Below are 14,153 nucleotides of genomic sequence, written 5' to 3' on the forward strand. Positions count from 1 at the left end.
CCTATGCCTCGCGCCATCGTTTGCCTCCTCGACAGCGTCGGCATCGGCGGCGCCCCGGATGCTGCCGCCTACGGCGACGAAGGGGCGAATACCGTCGGGCACATCGCCGAATGGGCGGCGGCCGGCAAGGCAGACCTTGCCGGCCTGCGCTCTGGTGCGCTGCGCGTGCCCAACATGGACGCGATGGGGCTCGGGGCCGCCGTCAAGCTCTCGAGCGGTGCCCTGCCACCAGGCCTCACCGCCTCACCTAAAGGCGGCCGCTTCGGTGTCGGGCGCGAGGTCTCCAAAGGCAAGGACACCCCTTCCGGGCACTGGGAAATCGCTGGGGTGCCGGTGCCGTTCGAGTGGGGCTACTTCCCGCAGACGGAACCGACCTTCCCGCCCGAACTCATCGCCGAGTTCATCCGACGAGCCGAACTGCCCGGCATTCTGGGCGACAAGCACGCTTCCGGCACCGCGGTGATTGCCGAACTTGGTGAGGAGCACATCCGCACCGGCAGGCCGATCTGCTACACCTCGATCGACTCGGTGTTCCAGATCGCCGCCCACGAAACCCATTTCGGTCTCGAGCGGCTCTACCGGATATGCGAGATCGCCTTCGAACTCACAGCACCGCTGAACATCGGCCGAGTGATCGCCCGTCCCTTCCTTGGCGAGATGCCGGAGACCTTCAAGCGCACCGGCAATCGGCGCGACTTCGCCATTGCCCCGCCCGAGCCGACCCTGCTGGACCGCAACGCAGCGGCAGGCAACCAGGTCTTCGCCATCGGCAAGATCTCTGACATCTATGCCGGCTCCGGCGTGACCCACAAGCTCAAGGGCACCGGCATCCTGCAACTGTTCGATCGCACGCTCGAGGCCATGGAAATGGCAGCGGATCGGGCGTTCATCATGACCAACTTCGTGGATTTCGACAGCGAGTACGGCCATCGGCGCGACGTGCCCGGTTATGCTGCCGCCCTCGAACTGTTCGACTCGCGGCTACCGGAACTGATCAGCAAGCTCCGTCATGACGATCTGCTGATCCTCACCGCCGACCACGGCAACGACCCCACCTGGCCGGGCACGGATCACACTCGTGAGCAGGTGCCGATCCTGGTCTTTTCCCCAGCCCTGCCGCCTGGGGAGATTGGCATTCGCTCCACCTTCGCCGATATTGGCGAGAGCATTGCCGCCTGGCTGGGCCTCGCGCCGGGCCGACATGGCAGGTCTTTCCTTTAGGTTCAGCGGAGTGAACGGATGAGCAAGGTCGCGGGCAATGTGACGGTTATTGACCATCCGCTGATCCAGCACAAACTGACGATCATGCGCAACAAGGAGACCTCTATCGCCGGCTTCCGGCGGCTCCTGCGCGAGATCGCGCACCTGATGTGCTACGAGGTCACCCGCGACCTCGAACTCGAGATGATCCCGATCGAGACGCCCATGGCAGCCATGGACTCGCCCGCCATCAAAGGCAAGAAGCTGGTCTTCGCTTCCATCCTGCGGGCAGGCAACGGTTTGCTGGATGGCATGCTGGACCTGGTGCCGGCTGCCCGCGTTGCTCATATCGGCCTGTACCGCGACCACGAGACGTTGGAGCCGGTCGAATACTACTTCAAGGCGCCATCGAGCTTGGAAGATCGGCTGATCATCGTCGTCGACCCGATGCTGGCGACCGCCAATTCCGCCACGGCCGCCATCGACAAGCTGAAGGAGCGAGGAGCCAACAACATCCGCTTCCTCTGCCTGTTGGCTGCCCCGGAAGGCATCGAGCGCTTCACAACGGCTCACCCGGATGTGCCGGTCTACACCGCCGCGATCGACAGCCACCTGAACGAGAAGGGCTACATCGTGCCCGGTCTCGGCGACGCCGGCGACCGCATGTACGGCACGAAATAGGAGAAGCCCTCATGGCAAAGCTGGTCCACTCGATGATTCGCGTCATCGATGAGGAACGTTCGCTCGCCTTCTACGAGAAGGCGTTCGGTCTCTCCGTAGTCGATCGACTCGACTTTGCTGAGTTCACCTTGATCTACATGGCTGCCGAGAGCGGTGGCTTCGAACTCGAACTCACCATCAACAAGGGGCGCACGGAGCCCTACGATCTTGGCGACGGCTACGGACACCTGGCGGTGGTGGTCGACGATGTCGATGCCGAATACTCCCGCTTCACCGCCGAAGGCTTCACCGTCGGCAAGCTGGTCGACTTCAAGAACGGCGACACGCCCGTTGCCCGCTTTTTCTTTGCTACCGATCCGGACGGCTACAAGATCGAGGTGATCCAGAAGGGCGGGCGGTTCCGCTAGCGGCTACTTCGTCGCGAGCGGCAAGCCCAGGGCGATCAGTTCGGCGCGGAGTTGCGCTGGGTCTTTGAACCAGATGGCGTGCATGCCGAACTTGCGCGCGGCCACCACATTCGGTTCGCTGTCGTCGATGAACACGCAGGAGTCCGGTGCAAAGCCGTAGCGCTCGCAGAACACGCGGTAGATGCGCGGGTCGGGCTTCACCAGACCCTCGAGTCCGGACACGATGACGCCGTCGAACTTCTCGAGAAACGGCCATTCCCCCAGCCGCGTCATCCACTTCTCCCAGGAGAAGTTGGTGATCGCGAAGGTGGGGATCTCCTGCTCGACCAGTTCATTATGAATGTCGATTGTACCCTGGATGAACGGGCCGAACGTCTCGGTCCAGCGTTCGTCGAAGGCCTTGATCTCGCGCCAGTACCGGGGGAAGCGCGTCACCAGCTTGGCGACACCCTCGGCATAGATTTCCCCAGCATCGAACTCGAGGTTCCAGTCGGGGGTGCAGATCGTGTCATGGAACCACTGCGCGTCTTCCTCACTCTCGAAGAGCTTGCGGAACAGGTACATCGGATTCCAGTCGACGAAGACGCCGCCCAGGTCGAACACGGGGATGAGGGTGTCGTTCATGAAGGCCTCGGCAATGATGCGCCGGGCTTGTGGCATGGCCGACCAAAGGGTGCAAGCCGCGGGGTAGGAGCTACTGGATTCGAATTTTCCCGGGGAAGCGGGGCATGTAGTGATTCCTCCGGAACAAGTTCACAGGCTGAGCGATGACCAGTCTTGCGATAGGGGTGTAGGAATAGTTCGCCTCCGACACCACCACGTATTGGTTGCGCGCCAGGTTGACCAGGTTGTCTGGCAGCGTGAAGCTCGATCCAGTGGTATAGTTGGTGCACACGGACATGGTGTCATTGGTGAACTGCTGACACCACTCGACGCGTGTCGTGAGGTTGTCCCGTACTTCCACCAGAACCACTCGTTGCACCAGCCGGTCTGACGAGTAGGGGATCATGATCCCGCTCGCCGCCCGGAAATAGTCCCTGAGACGCCCCACAGGCAGGCTGTCGTTGGTGCGCGCGACCAGATCGCCCACCGCTCCGGCGACCGACTGGACCTTTCGATCGACGGTGATCAGCGCGCCACCCTCCACCACGCCGACATAGAGGGCAAGCATGAAGGGGAAGACCAGCGCGAACTCGATGGCGGCGACCGCTCGCTGCGCAACCGCGAAACGCCGGAGAAGCTCTCTCAGTCGTCTGCCGCGCACCGTCATCAGAAGGGCTCGTTCTGGAAAACGGTCACGCTGCCCAACAATCGGCGCCCGTCCCCAAGATTGTTGAGCCCGAGGTCAAGCCCGACGATCGTCTGCCAGCGGAAATAGGCCTGCCCCAACATAACCGAGTTGGGGCCACCGTCATCGAAGTGCTCGGGGCGGGTCCAGGTACAAGCCGATATGCAAGTCGCATCAACCGGGGCTGTTGGCGTCGCCGACCCAAAGAGGCCCACCGGGCGGACTTCGACGAAGATGCCGCTGCAATCGCCGAAAAGCCCGTAGGTCCGGCTACACAGGTCGGCGCGGAATGCCAGTAGGTCGAACCCGGTCTGGGTCTGGCCGGTCCGGACCAACCGGCCCGCATCGTGCAGCGCACTTTCCAGTACCTGGCCGGCAATGAATATCACCGAGGTTTCGAGAATGGCCCCGAGCACCGCGAAGAAGGGCAGGGCCAGCAGGCCGAATTCGATTGCCGTGACCCCAGACTCGTTGCTCGAGAAGCGCTTCGTATGCGCTCTCAAGCGATCAATCATGGATCTGCGTCTCTGTGGCATGGCCTGCGCTTTGTGGTTTGACGCCGCACAGATTATCGGACTTGGGCTAACCGATGGTTAGGGCAGCCTGGCCAATTGCCCTACGCGTGAAGCCTTGGCGAACGGTGGTTTTATTCCGCCGCCTGTTGGACCAGCTGGGAAGAGGCGAGGGTGCTTGCCGAGAAGTTTCCGTCATCCCCGAGGGTGATCGTCGGCTGGCAGGTCGGTGCGCAGGCGAGGCTGGTGCGGTTCTGCCCCTGGTAGACGGTTACGGTGCCCGCCGTCAGTTGGGCAACTTCGATCAGCGTATCGGCGATGGGCTCGCCGCCCATATCCAGGACGATGAGGTTGGTTTGCCCATAGCTCTTGCCCGTGAGAATGAGGGTCTGGGGATCCTGGATGGTGACGTCAGCAACAGCGGGATTGCCGACGATCACCGTAGCCGCCGGGGCATTGATACGCAGGACGCGCGCCATGTTCACGTTCACCGTGATGGGCGCTCCATCCTGAGCAAATGCCGGCGGCAGCGCCGAAGCAGCGAGTAGCGATGTGGCCACAAGGGCGGCGAGAGGGATACGCATGAACCTGTCCCGGACTGCGAATGACGCGTCAGAACGATGCGCGAAAATGGTGAACGAAATGCAAATGTCCGAACCAGAGAGATACTGCGGACATTGTTAGGAGAGTTGGTCCTGGGAGTGAGATCATCGCTAGGGGCACTCAATCTATACTTCCGTTTTAGCTGCAATTTTAAGCAAAGTGAGGCCGGGAGGTGTGCGACGATTAACGCAATCTCAATCCCTCCGCTCTAGCGTTCACGCTGTTCGGCGTATCACGTGTCGAACGATGCCGTCAGCTACTGACGTAATTGGAGCCTGGAAATGAACATCTTCGCACGTTTCGCGCAGGACGAGTCCGGCGCGACCGCCATTGAATACGGCCTGATCGCCGCCCTTATCTCTGTCGCCATCATCACTGCAGTCAGCCTGCTCGGCAACAACCTCAGTGAGCTGTTCGGCGGCATTGCTGGTCGTTTAGAGGTGGACGTCCCTCAGGACTAGCGAATCCTGCCGGGTTGGAAAGGGGAGGCTCAGCCTCCCCTTTTTCGTATATCAAGCACGCAGATGCCGATTCTGCTCGGGAGCGCGAGTGCCATGCCGACGCTGGCTTTGTTATTTTTCCCCTTTGCGATGGCTTTGGCTGCCTCGTCAGACCTGCTCACCATGCGGATTTCTAATCGTCTGGTGTTGGTCCTCGTGGCCGGCTTCTTCATCATCGCGCTTGCGGTTAATCTGCCCTTGCAGCAGGTCGCGATGCATGTCACTGCCGCTGTGATCGCACTCGCTGTAGGTTTCGCCTTCTTCGCTTTCCGCTGGATCGGCGGCGGAGATGCCAAACTCGCGGCAGCCACGACGCTGTGGCTCGGTTTCGGCCTGACGCTTCCATATTTGGTCTATGCGGCGCTGCTCGGCGGCGTGCTCACTCTTGCCCTTCTGACACTTCGGGGGTTTCCGTTGACCCCGTTCCTGGCGCGCTGGCCGTGGCTGGAGCGGCTTCACAACAAGAAGAGCGGTATCCCCTACGGCGTCGCGCTCGCGGCGGCAGGGCTGCTGACCTATTCCAACTCCACAATCTATCAGCTGCTCTCCGCCTGATTGGCATCTGGCAGAGCAAGGAAAGAACACGCGTGTGCGTGATCTTGCACTCAATTGATGCAAATTGCGTAGAATTCATAAGTTGTTAACTCCATCTGCAAACAGCCGGTTAACCAAACTTTGACCCTTTGGCTGCAAAGTGCCTCCGGTGAAATCGGGTCTTATCGTCCGTGAGTTGACCGGAGTATTGGCATGAAGCCGGCGCGTCTCATCCTGCTGCTTGTAGCTCTGATCGCCGGTGGGCTAGCAGCTTTCCTCGTCACGCGGGGGTCTGCGCCACCTCCGGTAGAGCAGGCAGACAACACGCCGCGCGTGGTGGAGGAAGTCACCACGCAGGTGCTCGTGGCCAAGACTCCGATCGGCGTTGGCGAACGGCTGAACCCGGCCGCTGTCGAGTGGCAGGAATGGCCGCAGGGAGCGCTGCGCGCCGAGTATGTCACCGTCGCCGCCATGCCGGACGCCCCTGCAGAACTGACGGGGGCCGTGGCTCGTTTCGAAATCTTCCCGGGGGAGCCGATCCGCGAGGCGAAGCTCGTCCGCGCCGACCAGGGCTACCTCTCCGCAGTGCTTTCGGAAGGCATGCGCGGCGTGTCGGTTGGGGTGACCGCCGTGTCGAGCGCCGGCGGCTTCGTCGTTCCGAACGACCACGTCGACGTGGTGCTGACCACTGAAACCCCAACGGGTCAGCAATCGGAACTGATTTTGTCGAATGTTCGGGTCCTGGCCATCGGACAGCGCCTGGGTGAGCTCGGAGCCAGCAGCGGTGCAGAAGATCCTGCCGTTCAGACCGCTCCGCAGCCGCAGACCTTCACCGATGCCACCATCGCGACCCTGGAGCTAACCCCTGGCCAGGCCGAAACCTTGATCAATGCGTCAATGCGTGGGCAGCTCAGCCTGACGCTCCGTTCGGTCGTAGACTTCAACAAGGCGGATGACGCCATACCGTCGAGCCAGACCGTGCGTCTCATCAGGTTCGGCCAGGAACAGGCCGTCCTGTCCGGCACCACCATGGCGAACACTTCCGCCATCCCACTGCCGCCAATGAGCTCCGGCCCCACAATGCCCGCAGCTCCAGTGCCCGTCGATCCGGCTCAAGTGCCACAATAGGTGCAATCCATGCTCTCGAGAACCGCCAGCACCCGCATGCACCCATTCAAAGCGCTACTTGCCGGTCTGCTGCTCGCAGGAACCGTCCTTGCCGTCAGCCCGGCAGTTGCGACTGAGGCGCATCTGACCATCACACCCGCCTCATACGGCGCAGTGCGCACGGTGGAGATCGAACTCAATAAGTCCATACTGGTGGATCTGCCCGCGGGCGTAGCCGAAGTCGTGGTGTCGCAGCCGGCGATAGCCGGAGCCATCATGCGCACCCGCACTCGGGCCATCCTTCAGGGTATCACCGGGGGCGACACCAACATCATCTTCCTTGATGATCGTGGTCAGAAGATCGCCGTGCTCGACGTTCGCGTCATCGAACAACCCTCCCAGGTGGGCAACGCGCTTGAAGCCGCCTTGAAGAGGGTTGTTCCAGGATCGAATATCCAGGTGGAGTCGGTCACGCTCGGCACTGACGTAAACCCTGTCAACCGTGTTGTCCTCACAGGCACGGTTCTGTCGGCCGAGGACAGACAGCGGGCGACCGATGTTGCGGTCCAGTTTGCCGGTGACCCCCGAAACGTAGCAAACATCGTCGACGTGGTGGGAGCTCAGCAGGTCATGCTGCAGGTCACCGTGTCCGAAGTGCAGCGGAGCGTGGCCAAGCAGTTCGGCATCAATCTTTCAGCGATGTTCAACGTCGGCGTCGCCAACTTGCTGAACTTTGGCAACATGACCGTGGATCCCGAGGTACCACACGCGATCAATGCCGGGTTCAGTGCCAACGGAAATACCATAGCCGCTGCAATCCGGGCGCTAGAGGAGAGGGGCGGCTTGCGGGTTCTGGCGCAGCCGACTCTCACGGCCATCTCGGGGCAGCCGGCAACCTTCCTGGCTGGCGGTGAGATCCCCTATGCCACCTTTGATGAGGACGACGACGGTAGGCTGGTTCGCACCGTGGAATTCAAGCCCTACGGCGTGGAACTGGCGTTCACACCGGTGGTCAAATCCAGTGGCGTAGTTGCCCTGACGGTCGAGACCGCTGTCTCCGAACCGCAAGCGGATATGTCCCTGAGCCGGCGCGAGGCCAGCACCTCTGTGGAACTGCCCAGCGGGACTACCTTGGCCATCGGTGGTCTGCTTCAGGAACGCACCGCCAGTCAAATCGACCAGTTCCCAGGGCTCGGCAACATCCCGATCCTCGGTGCCCTGTTCCGGTCGCGCGATTTCCAGAGCCAGCAGACCGAGCTGGTGATCCTGGTGACGCCTTATCTGGTGCAGCCGAGCCCCGCCGGTACCATTCCGGTCCCGACGGACACCTCGGTGGCGGCCAATGACGCCGAAGGCATCTTCCTCGGCAAGATCGAGAAGATCTATGGCGTCGCCGGTAGCGGCAGCATGCGCGGCAGCTTCAGCGGCCAGATCGGCTTCGTACTCGACTAAGGCATTGGGGCCCGTGCGGCCCAGGAGTTCTTGACGGATGAGTTTCCTCACACCCGAGACCCCCAAGGTGGATGAGCCGGCAGCCGAGATCGCCTCGGGTGCGCGGCTGGTGCCGCGCATCACCATTCAGGCCTTCTGCGAAAATTCCCAGACTGCTCAGCTGGTGGAAAGCGCGGTGCACGACCGGCGCATGTCGAAGGTGGCGCTGACCACGCACAATGGCGGCATCGACGGCGCCATAGAGACCTACAAGGCCAATCCTACACCCAATCTGGTGATCGTCGAGACATCACTAGCACCGGAGCAGATTCCCACCGAGTTGGAACGGCTCGCCGAGGTCTGCGATGCCTCGACCCGCGTCATCGTGCTCGGCCATGTCAACGATGTGCGGCTCTATCGCGAACTGATCCGCTCCGGTGTGTCCGAATACATCGTGTTGCCCGCGACCGCGCCGCAGATCGTCGCGGCCATCACCGAGCTTTTCGCATCCGCCAACGCGGCGCCCATTGGCCGCACCATCGCCTTCCTGTCGGCCAAGGGCGGCGCGGGCGGATCAACGGTGGCGCACAACGTCGCCTGGGCGATCTCCAGTTCGCTGCGCCAGGACACGCTGATCCTCGACATGGACCTGGCCTTCGGCACCGCCGGGCTCAATTTCAACCAGGATCCGCCGCACGGCCTGGCAGACGCCATCCACGCCAACCAGAAGGTCGACCAGACCATGCTGGATCGGCTGATGAGCAAGGCCGCCAGCCACATCAGCCTGCTGACCGCTCCGGTCACGCTCGACCAGACCTATGACTTCGAGGAGCGCGAGTTCGAGCAGGTCGTCGAGATGAGCCAGAACGCCATGCCGGTGGTGGTTCTGGACCTGCCCCATGTCTGGACCGCATGGTTGCGCCACACGGTGGCAGCCGTGGATGAAGTGGTCATCGTCGCTGAACCGGACCTCGCCAATCTGCGCAACGCCAAGAACCTGGCCGATGCACTCAAGGCGCTCCGCCCCACGGAGAATGCGCCTTGCCTGGTGCTGAATCAGGTGAACATGCCGCGCCGGCCCGAGATCAACCCCGCCGAGTTCGCCAGTTCCATCGAGTGCCAGCTGCTCGGTTGCATCGGCTTCGACGCGGCATTGTTCGGTACGGCGGCCAACAACGGCCAGATGATCGCCGAGGTCTCCGCCAACAACAAGATCAACGACATCTACCGGTCCATCGGCCTGCATGTCACCGGCCGACAGGCGGGGCAGGCCGGCGGCCGCACCACCGGCCTCAGGTTGGGCTCGCTGTTCAAGAAGCGGGCCTGACCCCACTAGAGGACTGACTGACCATGTTCGGCAAGCGTACCACTTTCGGAGGCAACACTCCCGGCGTCGGTGAAACCCCGCGTCCGATGGCGAGCCCGCCGCCCCGCGCAGTCGAACCGGCCCCTCGTCGCGTTGACGAAAACGCCAGCCGCCGCGCCGTTGGCACGGATGAGGTGCTCGACGTCCGCGCCCCGGCCGATGCCCAGCGCGACAAGGAGTATTTTCAGACCAAGTCGGCGATCTTCAACGCGCTGATCGATTCTATCGATCTGTCGCAGCTCGCGACCATGGACCAGCAGTCCGCCCGCGAGGAAATCCGCGACATCGTCGCCGAGATCATCGCGCTCAAGTCGATCATCATGTCGATCTCCGAGCAGGAGGATCTGCTCGAGGATATCTGCAACGACGTGCTGGGTTACGGTCCGCTCGAGCCGCTGTTGGCGCGCGACGACATCGCCGACATCATGGTGAATGGGTCGCAGAGGTGCTACATCGAAGTCGGCGGCAAGGTTCGGCTGACCAATGTCCGCTTCCGCGACGACGCGCACCTGATGAACGTCTGCCAGCGCATCGTTTCCCAGGTAGGCCGCCGCGTCGACGAGTCCTCCCCGATCTGCGACGCCCGCCTGCCGGACGGCTCCCGCGTCAATGTCATCGCCCCGCCTCTTGCAATTGATGGCGCTGCGCTCACCATCCGCAAGTTCAAGAAGGACAAGCTGACGCTACAGCAGCTCGTCAAATACGGCTCTATCTCGCCGGAAGGCGCCGAGGTGCTGCGCATCCTGGGCCGCGTGCGCGCCAATGTGCTGATTTCGGGCGGTACCGGTTCCGGCAAGACCACGCTGCTCAACTGCCTCACCGCCTTCATCGAGAAGGATGAGCGGGTCATCACCTGCGAAGACTCCGCCGAACTGCAACTGCAGCAGCCGCATGTGGTGCGTCTCGAAACCCGCCCGCCCAACCTCGAGGGCGAAGGCGAAATCACCATGCGCGACCTGATCAAGAACTGTCTGCGTATGCGGCCGGAACGCATCATCGTCGGCGAAGTGCGTGGACCCGAGTCGTTCGACCTGCTGCAGGCGATGAACACCGGCCACGACGGCTCCATGGGCACGCTCCACGCCAACTCGCCGCGCGAGGCGCTGAGCCGCCTGGAATCCATGATCACCATGGGCGGCTATGCCCTGCCGAGCCGCACCATCCGCGAGATGATCACCTCGTCCATCGACGTGATCGTGCAGGCGGCACGCCTGCGCGATGGTTCACGTCGCATCACCCACATCACCGAGATCATCGGCATGGAAGGGGACGTGATCGTCACCCAGGACATCTTCCTCTACGACATTCTCGGCGAGGATGCCGGCGGCATGCTGATCGGCCGCCACCGTTCGACCGGCATCACCAAGCCGCAATTCGCCGAGCGTGCCCGCTACTTCAACGAGGAAGCGAACCTGGTCGAGGCGCTGGAGAAGTCCAACACCGAACATCGCGAGCTGCTGGAGTCGTGAGACGATGACTACGCTGCTTGTCGCCTTGCTCGCCATGATCACTGTGGGTGCCGCAGGATACGCGCTGGTGCCGTCGGCTTTTGGTTCGAGCCGGGCCAAGAAGCGAATGCAGCAGTTCCAGGGCGACGTGCGCGCCAACCGCCTCGAAGCCAGCACCACCCGCACCCGCGAGGAGCGGCGGCGGAACGTTCAGCAAGCGCTCAAGCAGCAGTCGGATGCGCTCAATGCCAAGAAGCGGCTGACGCTGCCGCAGCTGATCTTTCAGGCGGGACTGAGCACGCAGCCACGCACCTTCATCCGCAATTCCGTGATCTTCGGAGTCGTTGCCTTTCTGGTGCTGATCCTGGTTCAGGTGCCTTGGTTCTTCGCGGCCGTCTTCGCCGTGGCGGGCGCCTATGTCTTGCCGCGCATGTACCTGAATTTCCGCCGCCGGCGGTACCAGGACCGGTTTCTGGATGAACTGCCCAATGCGGTGGAAGCCATCGTGCGCGGCGTCAAGACCGGTTTGCCCCTCAACGACACCGTTCGTCTGGTGGCGCGGGATGCCAAGGAGCCGGTCAAGTCGGAGTTCGGACGCGTGCTCGATCAGCAGGCGTTCGGCTTGTCCATGACCGAAGCGGTGCAGGTCCTGCTGGAGCGCGTACCGCTGCCGGAGGTCAATTTCTTCGTCGTGGTGATCTCGGTGCAGCAACAGGCCGGCGGCAACCTGTCGGAGGCCCTCGGCAATCTCGCGCGCGTGCTGCGCAACCGCAAGAAGATGAAGCTCAAGGTCAAGGCGATGTCCTCAGAGGCCAAGGCGTCGGCCGGCATCATCGGCTCCCTCCCATTCGTGGTCGCGACGCTGGTGAGCATCATGTCTCCCACCTATCTGCAGCCACTGTTCACCACCCCGGTTGGCCTGGTTTGCCTCGGCGCCTCCGCATTGATGCTCGCCATGGGCGTCTTCGTGATGGTTCGCATGGTCAAGTTCGACTTCTAGGAGCGGCGGCAGGATGAACATCGAAACTCTCATCAGCCCGCAGTTCCTGATGGCGGTGCTTGCCGCCATATCTGCCGCGGCAGTGGTCTTCACCTTCGGATCGAGCATGGTAGCGCGGACCGAGATGCGCAGTCGCATCAAGCGCGTGGCACTCGAGCGAGAGAAAATGCGTGCCGAGGAAATGGCTCGGCTGCGGGGCAACCAGCCGGGGGCGCAGGGCCGCTCGATCCGTGCGCCCGCCGAAGCTCGCTCCTACATGAAGACTGTGGTCGATCGCCTCGATCTCCGTAAAGCCTTTCAGGACGAGGGTACCGTCGACAAACTGGCGATGGCCGGCTACCGCGGGCAGGGGCATCTGACGACCTATCTGTTCCAGCGCTTTGCGGCACCGATTGGGACATTCGCATTTGCGGCCTTCTACCTCCTGGTCGTCACCCCGGGTGATCGGCCGGTTTACCTCAACCTTGTATATGCGATCGGTGCAGGCCTCCTGGGCGCCTACCTGCCGGTGCTCTTGCTGCGCAACACCATCAACAAGCGTCAGTCTTCCATTCGCAAGGCCTGGCCGGACACCCTCGACCTGCTGCTTCTGTGCGTCGAGGCCGGCATGTCGATGGAACACGCTTTCAAGCGCGTGACCAAGGAGATCGGCGCGCAGAGTGTCGAACTCGCGGAGGAGCTGGCGCTCACCACAGCCGAGCTCTCGTTTCTGGAAGACCGCTCCCGCGCTTACGAAAACCTGGGGCGCCGCACTGGCCTCGACAACGTCAAGGCCGTGATGACGGCGCTGATCCAGGCTGATCGCTACGGCACCTCCGTCGGTCAGGCGCTACGCGTGATGGCCGAAGAAGGGCGAGAGGCCCGCCTGATGGAAGCCGAAAAGAAGGCGTCCTCGCTGCCGCCGAAGCTGACGGTACCGATGATCGTGTTCTTCCTGCCGGTTCTCTTCGTCGTCATCATGTCGCCGGCGATGATCCGCGCCTTCGACCCTTCTCTGATGAGTGGCGGCTGATCGTGGCTCAGCGCGGCTCGGCGGCGGGATAAACCCCGAGAATGTCGAAGCGGTCGGTGAAGAACCGCAACTCGTCGAAGGCATGCTGCACGCCAACGTCCGACGGGTGACCCTCGATATCGGCATAGAACTGCGTCGCCGTGAAAGCCCCGCCCACCATGTAGCTCTCGAGCTTGGTCATGTTGACGCCGTTGGTAGCGAAGCCGCCCATCGCCTTGTAGAGCGCGGCAGGCACGTTGCGGACCCGGAACACGAACGTCGTCTTCACACGGTCACCGGCAGGTGCCTCCTGCTTGTCGCGGGACATGACCAGGAAGCGGGTGGTATTGTGCTGCGCATCCTCGATATTGGTCTTGAGCAGGTCGAGCCCATAGATCTCCCCGGCAAGACGCGAGGCGATGGCAGCAACGCTTTGGTCGCCTCGGGCGGCAACTTCGCGCGCCGAGCCGGCGGTATCAGCGCCATTGATCGTGCGAAGCCCGTGATCAGCGATGAACTTGCGGCATTGGCCGAGCGCCGGTGGCTGCGATTGCACGGCCTTGATGTCCGCGAGCGTCGCGCCGGGAACCCCGAGCAGGTTCATCTCGATGCGCAGATAGGTTTCCCCAACGATGAACAGCCCGCTCTCGGGGAGCAGGTGATGGATATCGGTGATCCGGCCATAGAGTGAATTCTCCACCGGCAGCACCGCCCTGTCGGCCACACCGTTCTGAACGGCGGCCATCGCCTCCTCGAAGGTGACGTGGGGCAAAAAGGTGGCGTCGGGAAAAACGCCCAGGGCAGCTGCATGGCTGAACGCGCCGGGTTCGCCCTGAAAGGCAATCTTCTTGGTCATCTGTGCCCCGAGACTGGTGAACAGCCGGCTTTTGCGCTCCCAGTCACGGGGAGTCAATTCAGCGCAAGTCGCGCAACGTCACTGGCGGTGGGGAATTGTCGCACCAACAGGAGCATGGTTGCGCACCCAAGGGGTTGCGACTATCTTCCGCCCGCATCGGACCCCCGGATGTTGAGGCAAAGCGCTTTTCGGCTATCGAAAAGCGATCCGGGTCCGGTTACAAGTCCGC

At 62.5% G+C, this 14,153-nt stretch carries 16 protein-coding genes; 11 read left to right on the top strand and 5 right to left on the bottom strand.

The window, feature by feature from the left end:
* The first annotated feature begins 3 nt into the window (after positions 1 to 3).
* The 3 genes from ACFSX5_RS11460 to ACFSX5_RS11470 are packed head-to-tail and all read left to right on the top strand — an operon-like array spanning position 4 to position 2,288.
* Positions 4 to 1,221 carry a phosphopentomutase gene (locus ACFSX5_RS11460; RefSeq protein WP_386833573.1) on the top strand — a complete coding sequence of 406 codons (1,218 nt, stop codon included), beginning with the start codon at positions 4 to 6 and terminating at the stop codon, positions 1,219 to 1,221.
* 18 nt (positions 1,222 to 1,239) lie between these two features.
* The gene (gene upp / locus ACFSX5_RS11465) at positions 1,240 to 1,881 is read left to right on the top strand and encodes a uracil phosphoribosyltransferase (protein ID WP_386833574.1); all 642 of its coding nucleotides are present in this window, start codon (positions 1,240 to 1,242) and stop codon (positions 1,879 to 1,881) included.
* An 11-nt stretch (positions 1,882 to 1,892) separates the two neighbouring features.
* Positions 1,893 to 2,288, top strand: coding sequence for a VOC family protein (locus ACFSX5_RS11470; RefSeq protein WP_386833576.1), 396 nt, complete (start codon positions 1,893 to 1,895; stop codon positions 2,286 to 2,288).
* Positions 2,289 to 2,291: 3 nt separating this feature from the next.
* Here the strand turns inward: ACFSX5_RS11470 and ACFSX5_RS11475 are convergent, their stop codons facing one another.
* From ACFSX5_RS11475 to ACFSX5_RS11490, 4 genes are all read right to left on the bottom strand, one after another.
* Entirely contained in the window at positions 2,292 to 2,912 is a 621-nt protein-coding gene (locus ACFSX5_RS11475; protein ID WP_386833577.1) for an HAD family hydrolase, read from the bottom strand.
* Positions 2,913 to 2,982: 70 nt separating this feature from the next.
* On the bottom strand, positions 2,983 to 3,558 hold the full coding sequence (locus tag ACFSX5_RS11480; protein WP_386833579.1) for a TadE/TadG family type IV pilus assembly protein: 576 nt from the start codon (positions 3,556 to 3,558) through the stop codon (positions 2,983 to 2,985).
* Entirely contained in the window at positions 3,558 to 4,091 is a 534-nt protein-coding gene (locus ACFSX5_RS11485) for a TadE/TadG family type IV pilus assembly protein (protein WP_386833580.1), read from the bottom strand. Before ACFSX5_RS11485 ends, ACFSX5_RS11480 begins: the two co-directional genes overlap by 1 nt.
* A gap of 131 nt (positions 4,092 to 4,222) precedes the next feature.
* Positions 4,223 to 4,672 (bottom strand): pilus assembly protein N-terminal domain-containing protein, encoded by a 450-nt coding sequence (locus ACFSX5_RS11490; protein ID WP_386833582.1) that lies wholly within the window; start codon positions 4,670 to 4,672, stop codon positions 4,223 to 4,225.
* A gap of 300 nt (positions 4,673 to 4,972) precedes the next feature.
* On the opposite strand from ACFSX5_RS11490, the gene ACFSX5_RS11495 reads away from it, so the two are divergent.
* The 8 genes from ACFSX5_RS11495 (at position 4,973) to ACFSX5_RS11530 (ending at position 13,089) form a co-directional block, all read left to right on the top strand.
* Positions 4,973 to 5,152 (top strand): Flp family type IVb pilin, encoded by a 180-nt coding sequence (locus ACFSX5_RS11495; RefSeq protein ID WP_386833583.1) that lies wholly within the window; start codon positions 4,973 to 4,975, stop codon positions 5,150 to 5,152.
* A 93-nt stretch (positions 5,153 to 5,245) separates the two neighbouring features.
* On the top strand, positions 5,246 to 5,746 hold the full coding sequence (locus ACFSX5_RS11500) for an A24 family peptidase (protein ID WP_386833585.1): 501 nt from the start codon (positions 5,246 to 5,248) through the stop codon (positions 5,744 to 5,746).
* Between the two features lie 192 nt (positions 5,747 to 5,938).
* Positions 5,939 to 6,853: a Flp pilus assembly protein CpaB gene (gene cpaB / locus ACFSX5_RS11505; protein ID WP_386833586.1), complete on the top strand. Its 915-nt coding sequence runs from the start codon at positions 5,939 to 5,941 to the stop codon at positions 6,851 to 6,853.
* A gap of 9 nt (positions 6,854 to 6,862) precedes the next feature.
* Entirely contained in the window at positions 6,863 to 8,284 is a 1,422-nt protein-coding gene (locus ACFSX5_RS11510) for a type II and III secretion system protein family protein (protein WP_386833588.1), read from the top strand.
* Between the two features lie 37 nt (positions 8,285 to 8,321).
* The gene (locus ACFSX5_RS11515; RefSeq protein ID WP_386833590.1) at positions 8,322 to 9,590 is read left to right on the top strand and encodes an AAA family ATPase; all 1,269 of its coding nucleotides are present in this window, start codon (positions 8,322 to 8,324) and stop codon (positions 9,588 to 9,590) included.
* A 23-nt stretch (positions 9,591 to 9,613) separates the two neighbouring features.
* Complete coding sequence (locus ACFSX5_RS11520; protein WP_386833592.1) at positions 9,614 to 11,098, top strand: CpaF family protein; 1,485 nt, start codon at positions 9,614 to 9,616, stop codon at positions 11,096 to 11,098.
* Positions 11,099 to 11,102: 4 nt separating this feature from the next.
* Entirely contained in the window at positions 11,103 to 12,077 is a 975-nt protein-coding gene (locus ACFSX5_RS11525; protein ID WP_386833593.1) for a type II secretion system F family protein, read from the top strand.
* A 13-nt stretch (positions 12,078 to 12,090) separates the two neighbouring features.
* Positions 12,091 to 13,089 carry a type II secretion system F family protein gene (locus ACFSX5_RS11530; RefSeq protein ID WP_386833594.1) on the top strand — a complete coding sequence of 333 codons (999 nt, stop codon included), beginning with the start codon at positions 12,091 to 12,093 and terminating at the stop codon, positions 13,087 to 13,089.
* A gap of 7 nt (positions 13,090 to 13,096) precedes the next feature.
* Here ACFSX5_RS11530 and ACFSX5_RS11535 read toward each other — a convergent pair whose 3' ends face one another.
* Positions 13,097 to 13,924 carry a prephenate dehydratase gene (locus ACFSX5_RS11535; RefSeq protein ID WP_386833595.1) on the bottom strand — a complete coding sequence of 276 codons (828 nt, stop codon included), beginning with the start codon at positions 13,922 to 13,924 and terminating at the stop codon, positions 13,097 to 13,099.
* Between the last annotated feature and the right edge of the window lie 229 nt (positions 13,925 to 14,153).

This window comes from Devosia albogilva, from assembly GCF_042685625.1.
Taxonomy (GTDB): domain Bacteria; phylum Pseudomonadota; class Alphaproteobacteria; order Rhizobiales; family Devosiaceae; genus Devosia; species Devosia albogilva.

Excerpts from the sequence above, each read along its gene's own strand:
- ACFSX5_RS11460 (WP_386833573.1), top strand. The coding sequence starts at position 4 with ATGCCTCGCGCCATCGTTTGCCTCCTCGACAGCGTCGGCATCGGCGGC.
- upp (WP_386833574.1), top strand. The coding sequence starts at position 1,240 with ATGAGCAAGGTCGCGGGCAATGTGACGGTTATTGACCATCCGCTGATC.
- ACFSX5_RS11470 (WP_386833576.1), top strand. The coding sequence starts at position 1,893 with ATGGCAAAGCTGGTCCACTCGATGATTCGCGTCATCGATGAGGAACGT.
- ACFSX5_RS11475 (WP_386833577.1), bottom strand. The coding sequence starts at position 2,912 with ATGAACGACACCCTCATCCCCGTGTTCGACCTGGGCGGCGTCTTCGTC.
- ACFSX5_RS11480 (WP_386833579.1), bottom strand. The coding sequence starts at position 3,558 with ATGACGGTGCGCGGCAGACGACTGAGAGAGCTTCTCCGGCGTTTCGCG.
- ACFSX5_RS11485 (WP_386833580.1), bottom strand. The coding sequence starts at position 4,091 with ATGATTGATCGCTTGAGAGCGCATACGAAGCGCTTCTCGAGCAACGAG.
- ACFSX5_RS11490 (WP_386833582.1), bottom strand. The coding sequence starts at position 4,672 with ATGCGTATCCCTCTCGCCGCCCTTGTGGCCACATCGCTACTCGCTGCT.
- ACFSX5_RS11495 (WP_386833583.1), top strand. The coding sequence starts at position 4,973 with ATGAACATCTTCGCACGTTTCGCGCAGGACGAGTCCGGCGCGACCGCC.
- ACFSX5_RS11500 (WP_386833585.1), top strand. The coding sequence starts at position 5,246 with ATGCCGACGCTGGCTTTGTTATTTTTCCCCTTTGCGATGGCTTTGGCT.
- cpaB (WP_386833586.1), top strand. The coding sequence starts at position 5,939 with ATGAAGCCGGCGCGTCTCATCCTGCTGCTTGTAGCTCTGATCGCCGGT.
- ACFSX5_RS11510 (WP_386833588.1), top strand. The coding sequence starts at position 6,863 with ATGCTCTCGAGAACCGCCAGCACCCGCATGCACCCATTCAAAGCGCTA.
- ACFSX5_RS11515 (WP_386833590.1), top strand. The coding sequence starts at position 8,322 with ATGAGTTTCCTCACACCCGAGACCCCCAAGGTGGATGAGCCGGCAGCC.
- ACFSX5_RS11520 (WP_386833592.1), top strand. The coding sequence starts at position 9,614 with ATGTTCGGCAAGCGTACCACTTTCGGAGGCAACACTCCCGGCGTCGGT.
- ACFSX5_RS11525 (WP_386833593.1), top strand. The coding sequence starts at position 11,103 with ATGACTACGCTGCTTGTCGCCTTGCTCGCCATGATCACTGTGGGTGCC.
- ACFSX5_RS11530 (WP_386833594.1), top strand. The coding sequence starts at position 12,091 with ATGAACATCGAAACTCTCATCAGCCCGCAGTTCCTGATGGCGGTGCTT.
- ACFSX5_RS11535 (WP_386833595.1), bottom strand. The coding sequence starts at position 13,924 with ATGACCAAGAAGATTGCCTTTCAGGGCGAACCCGGCGCGTTCAGCCAT.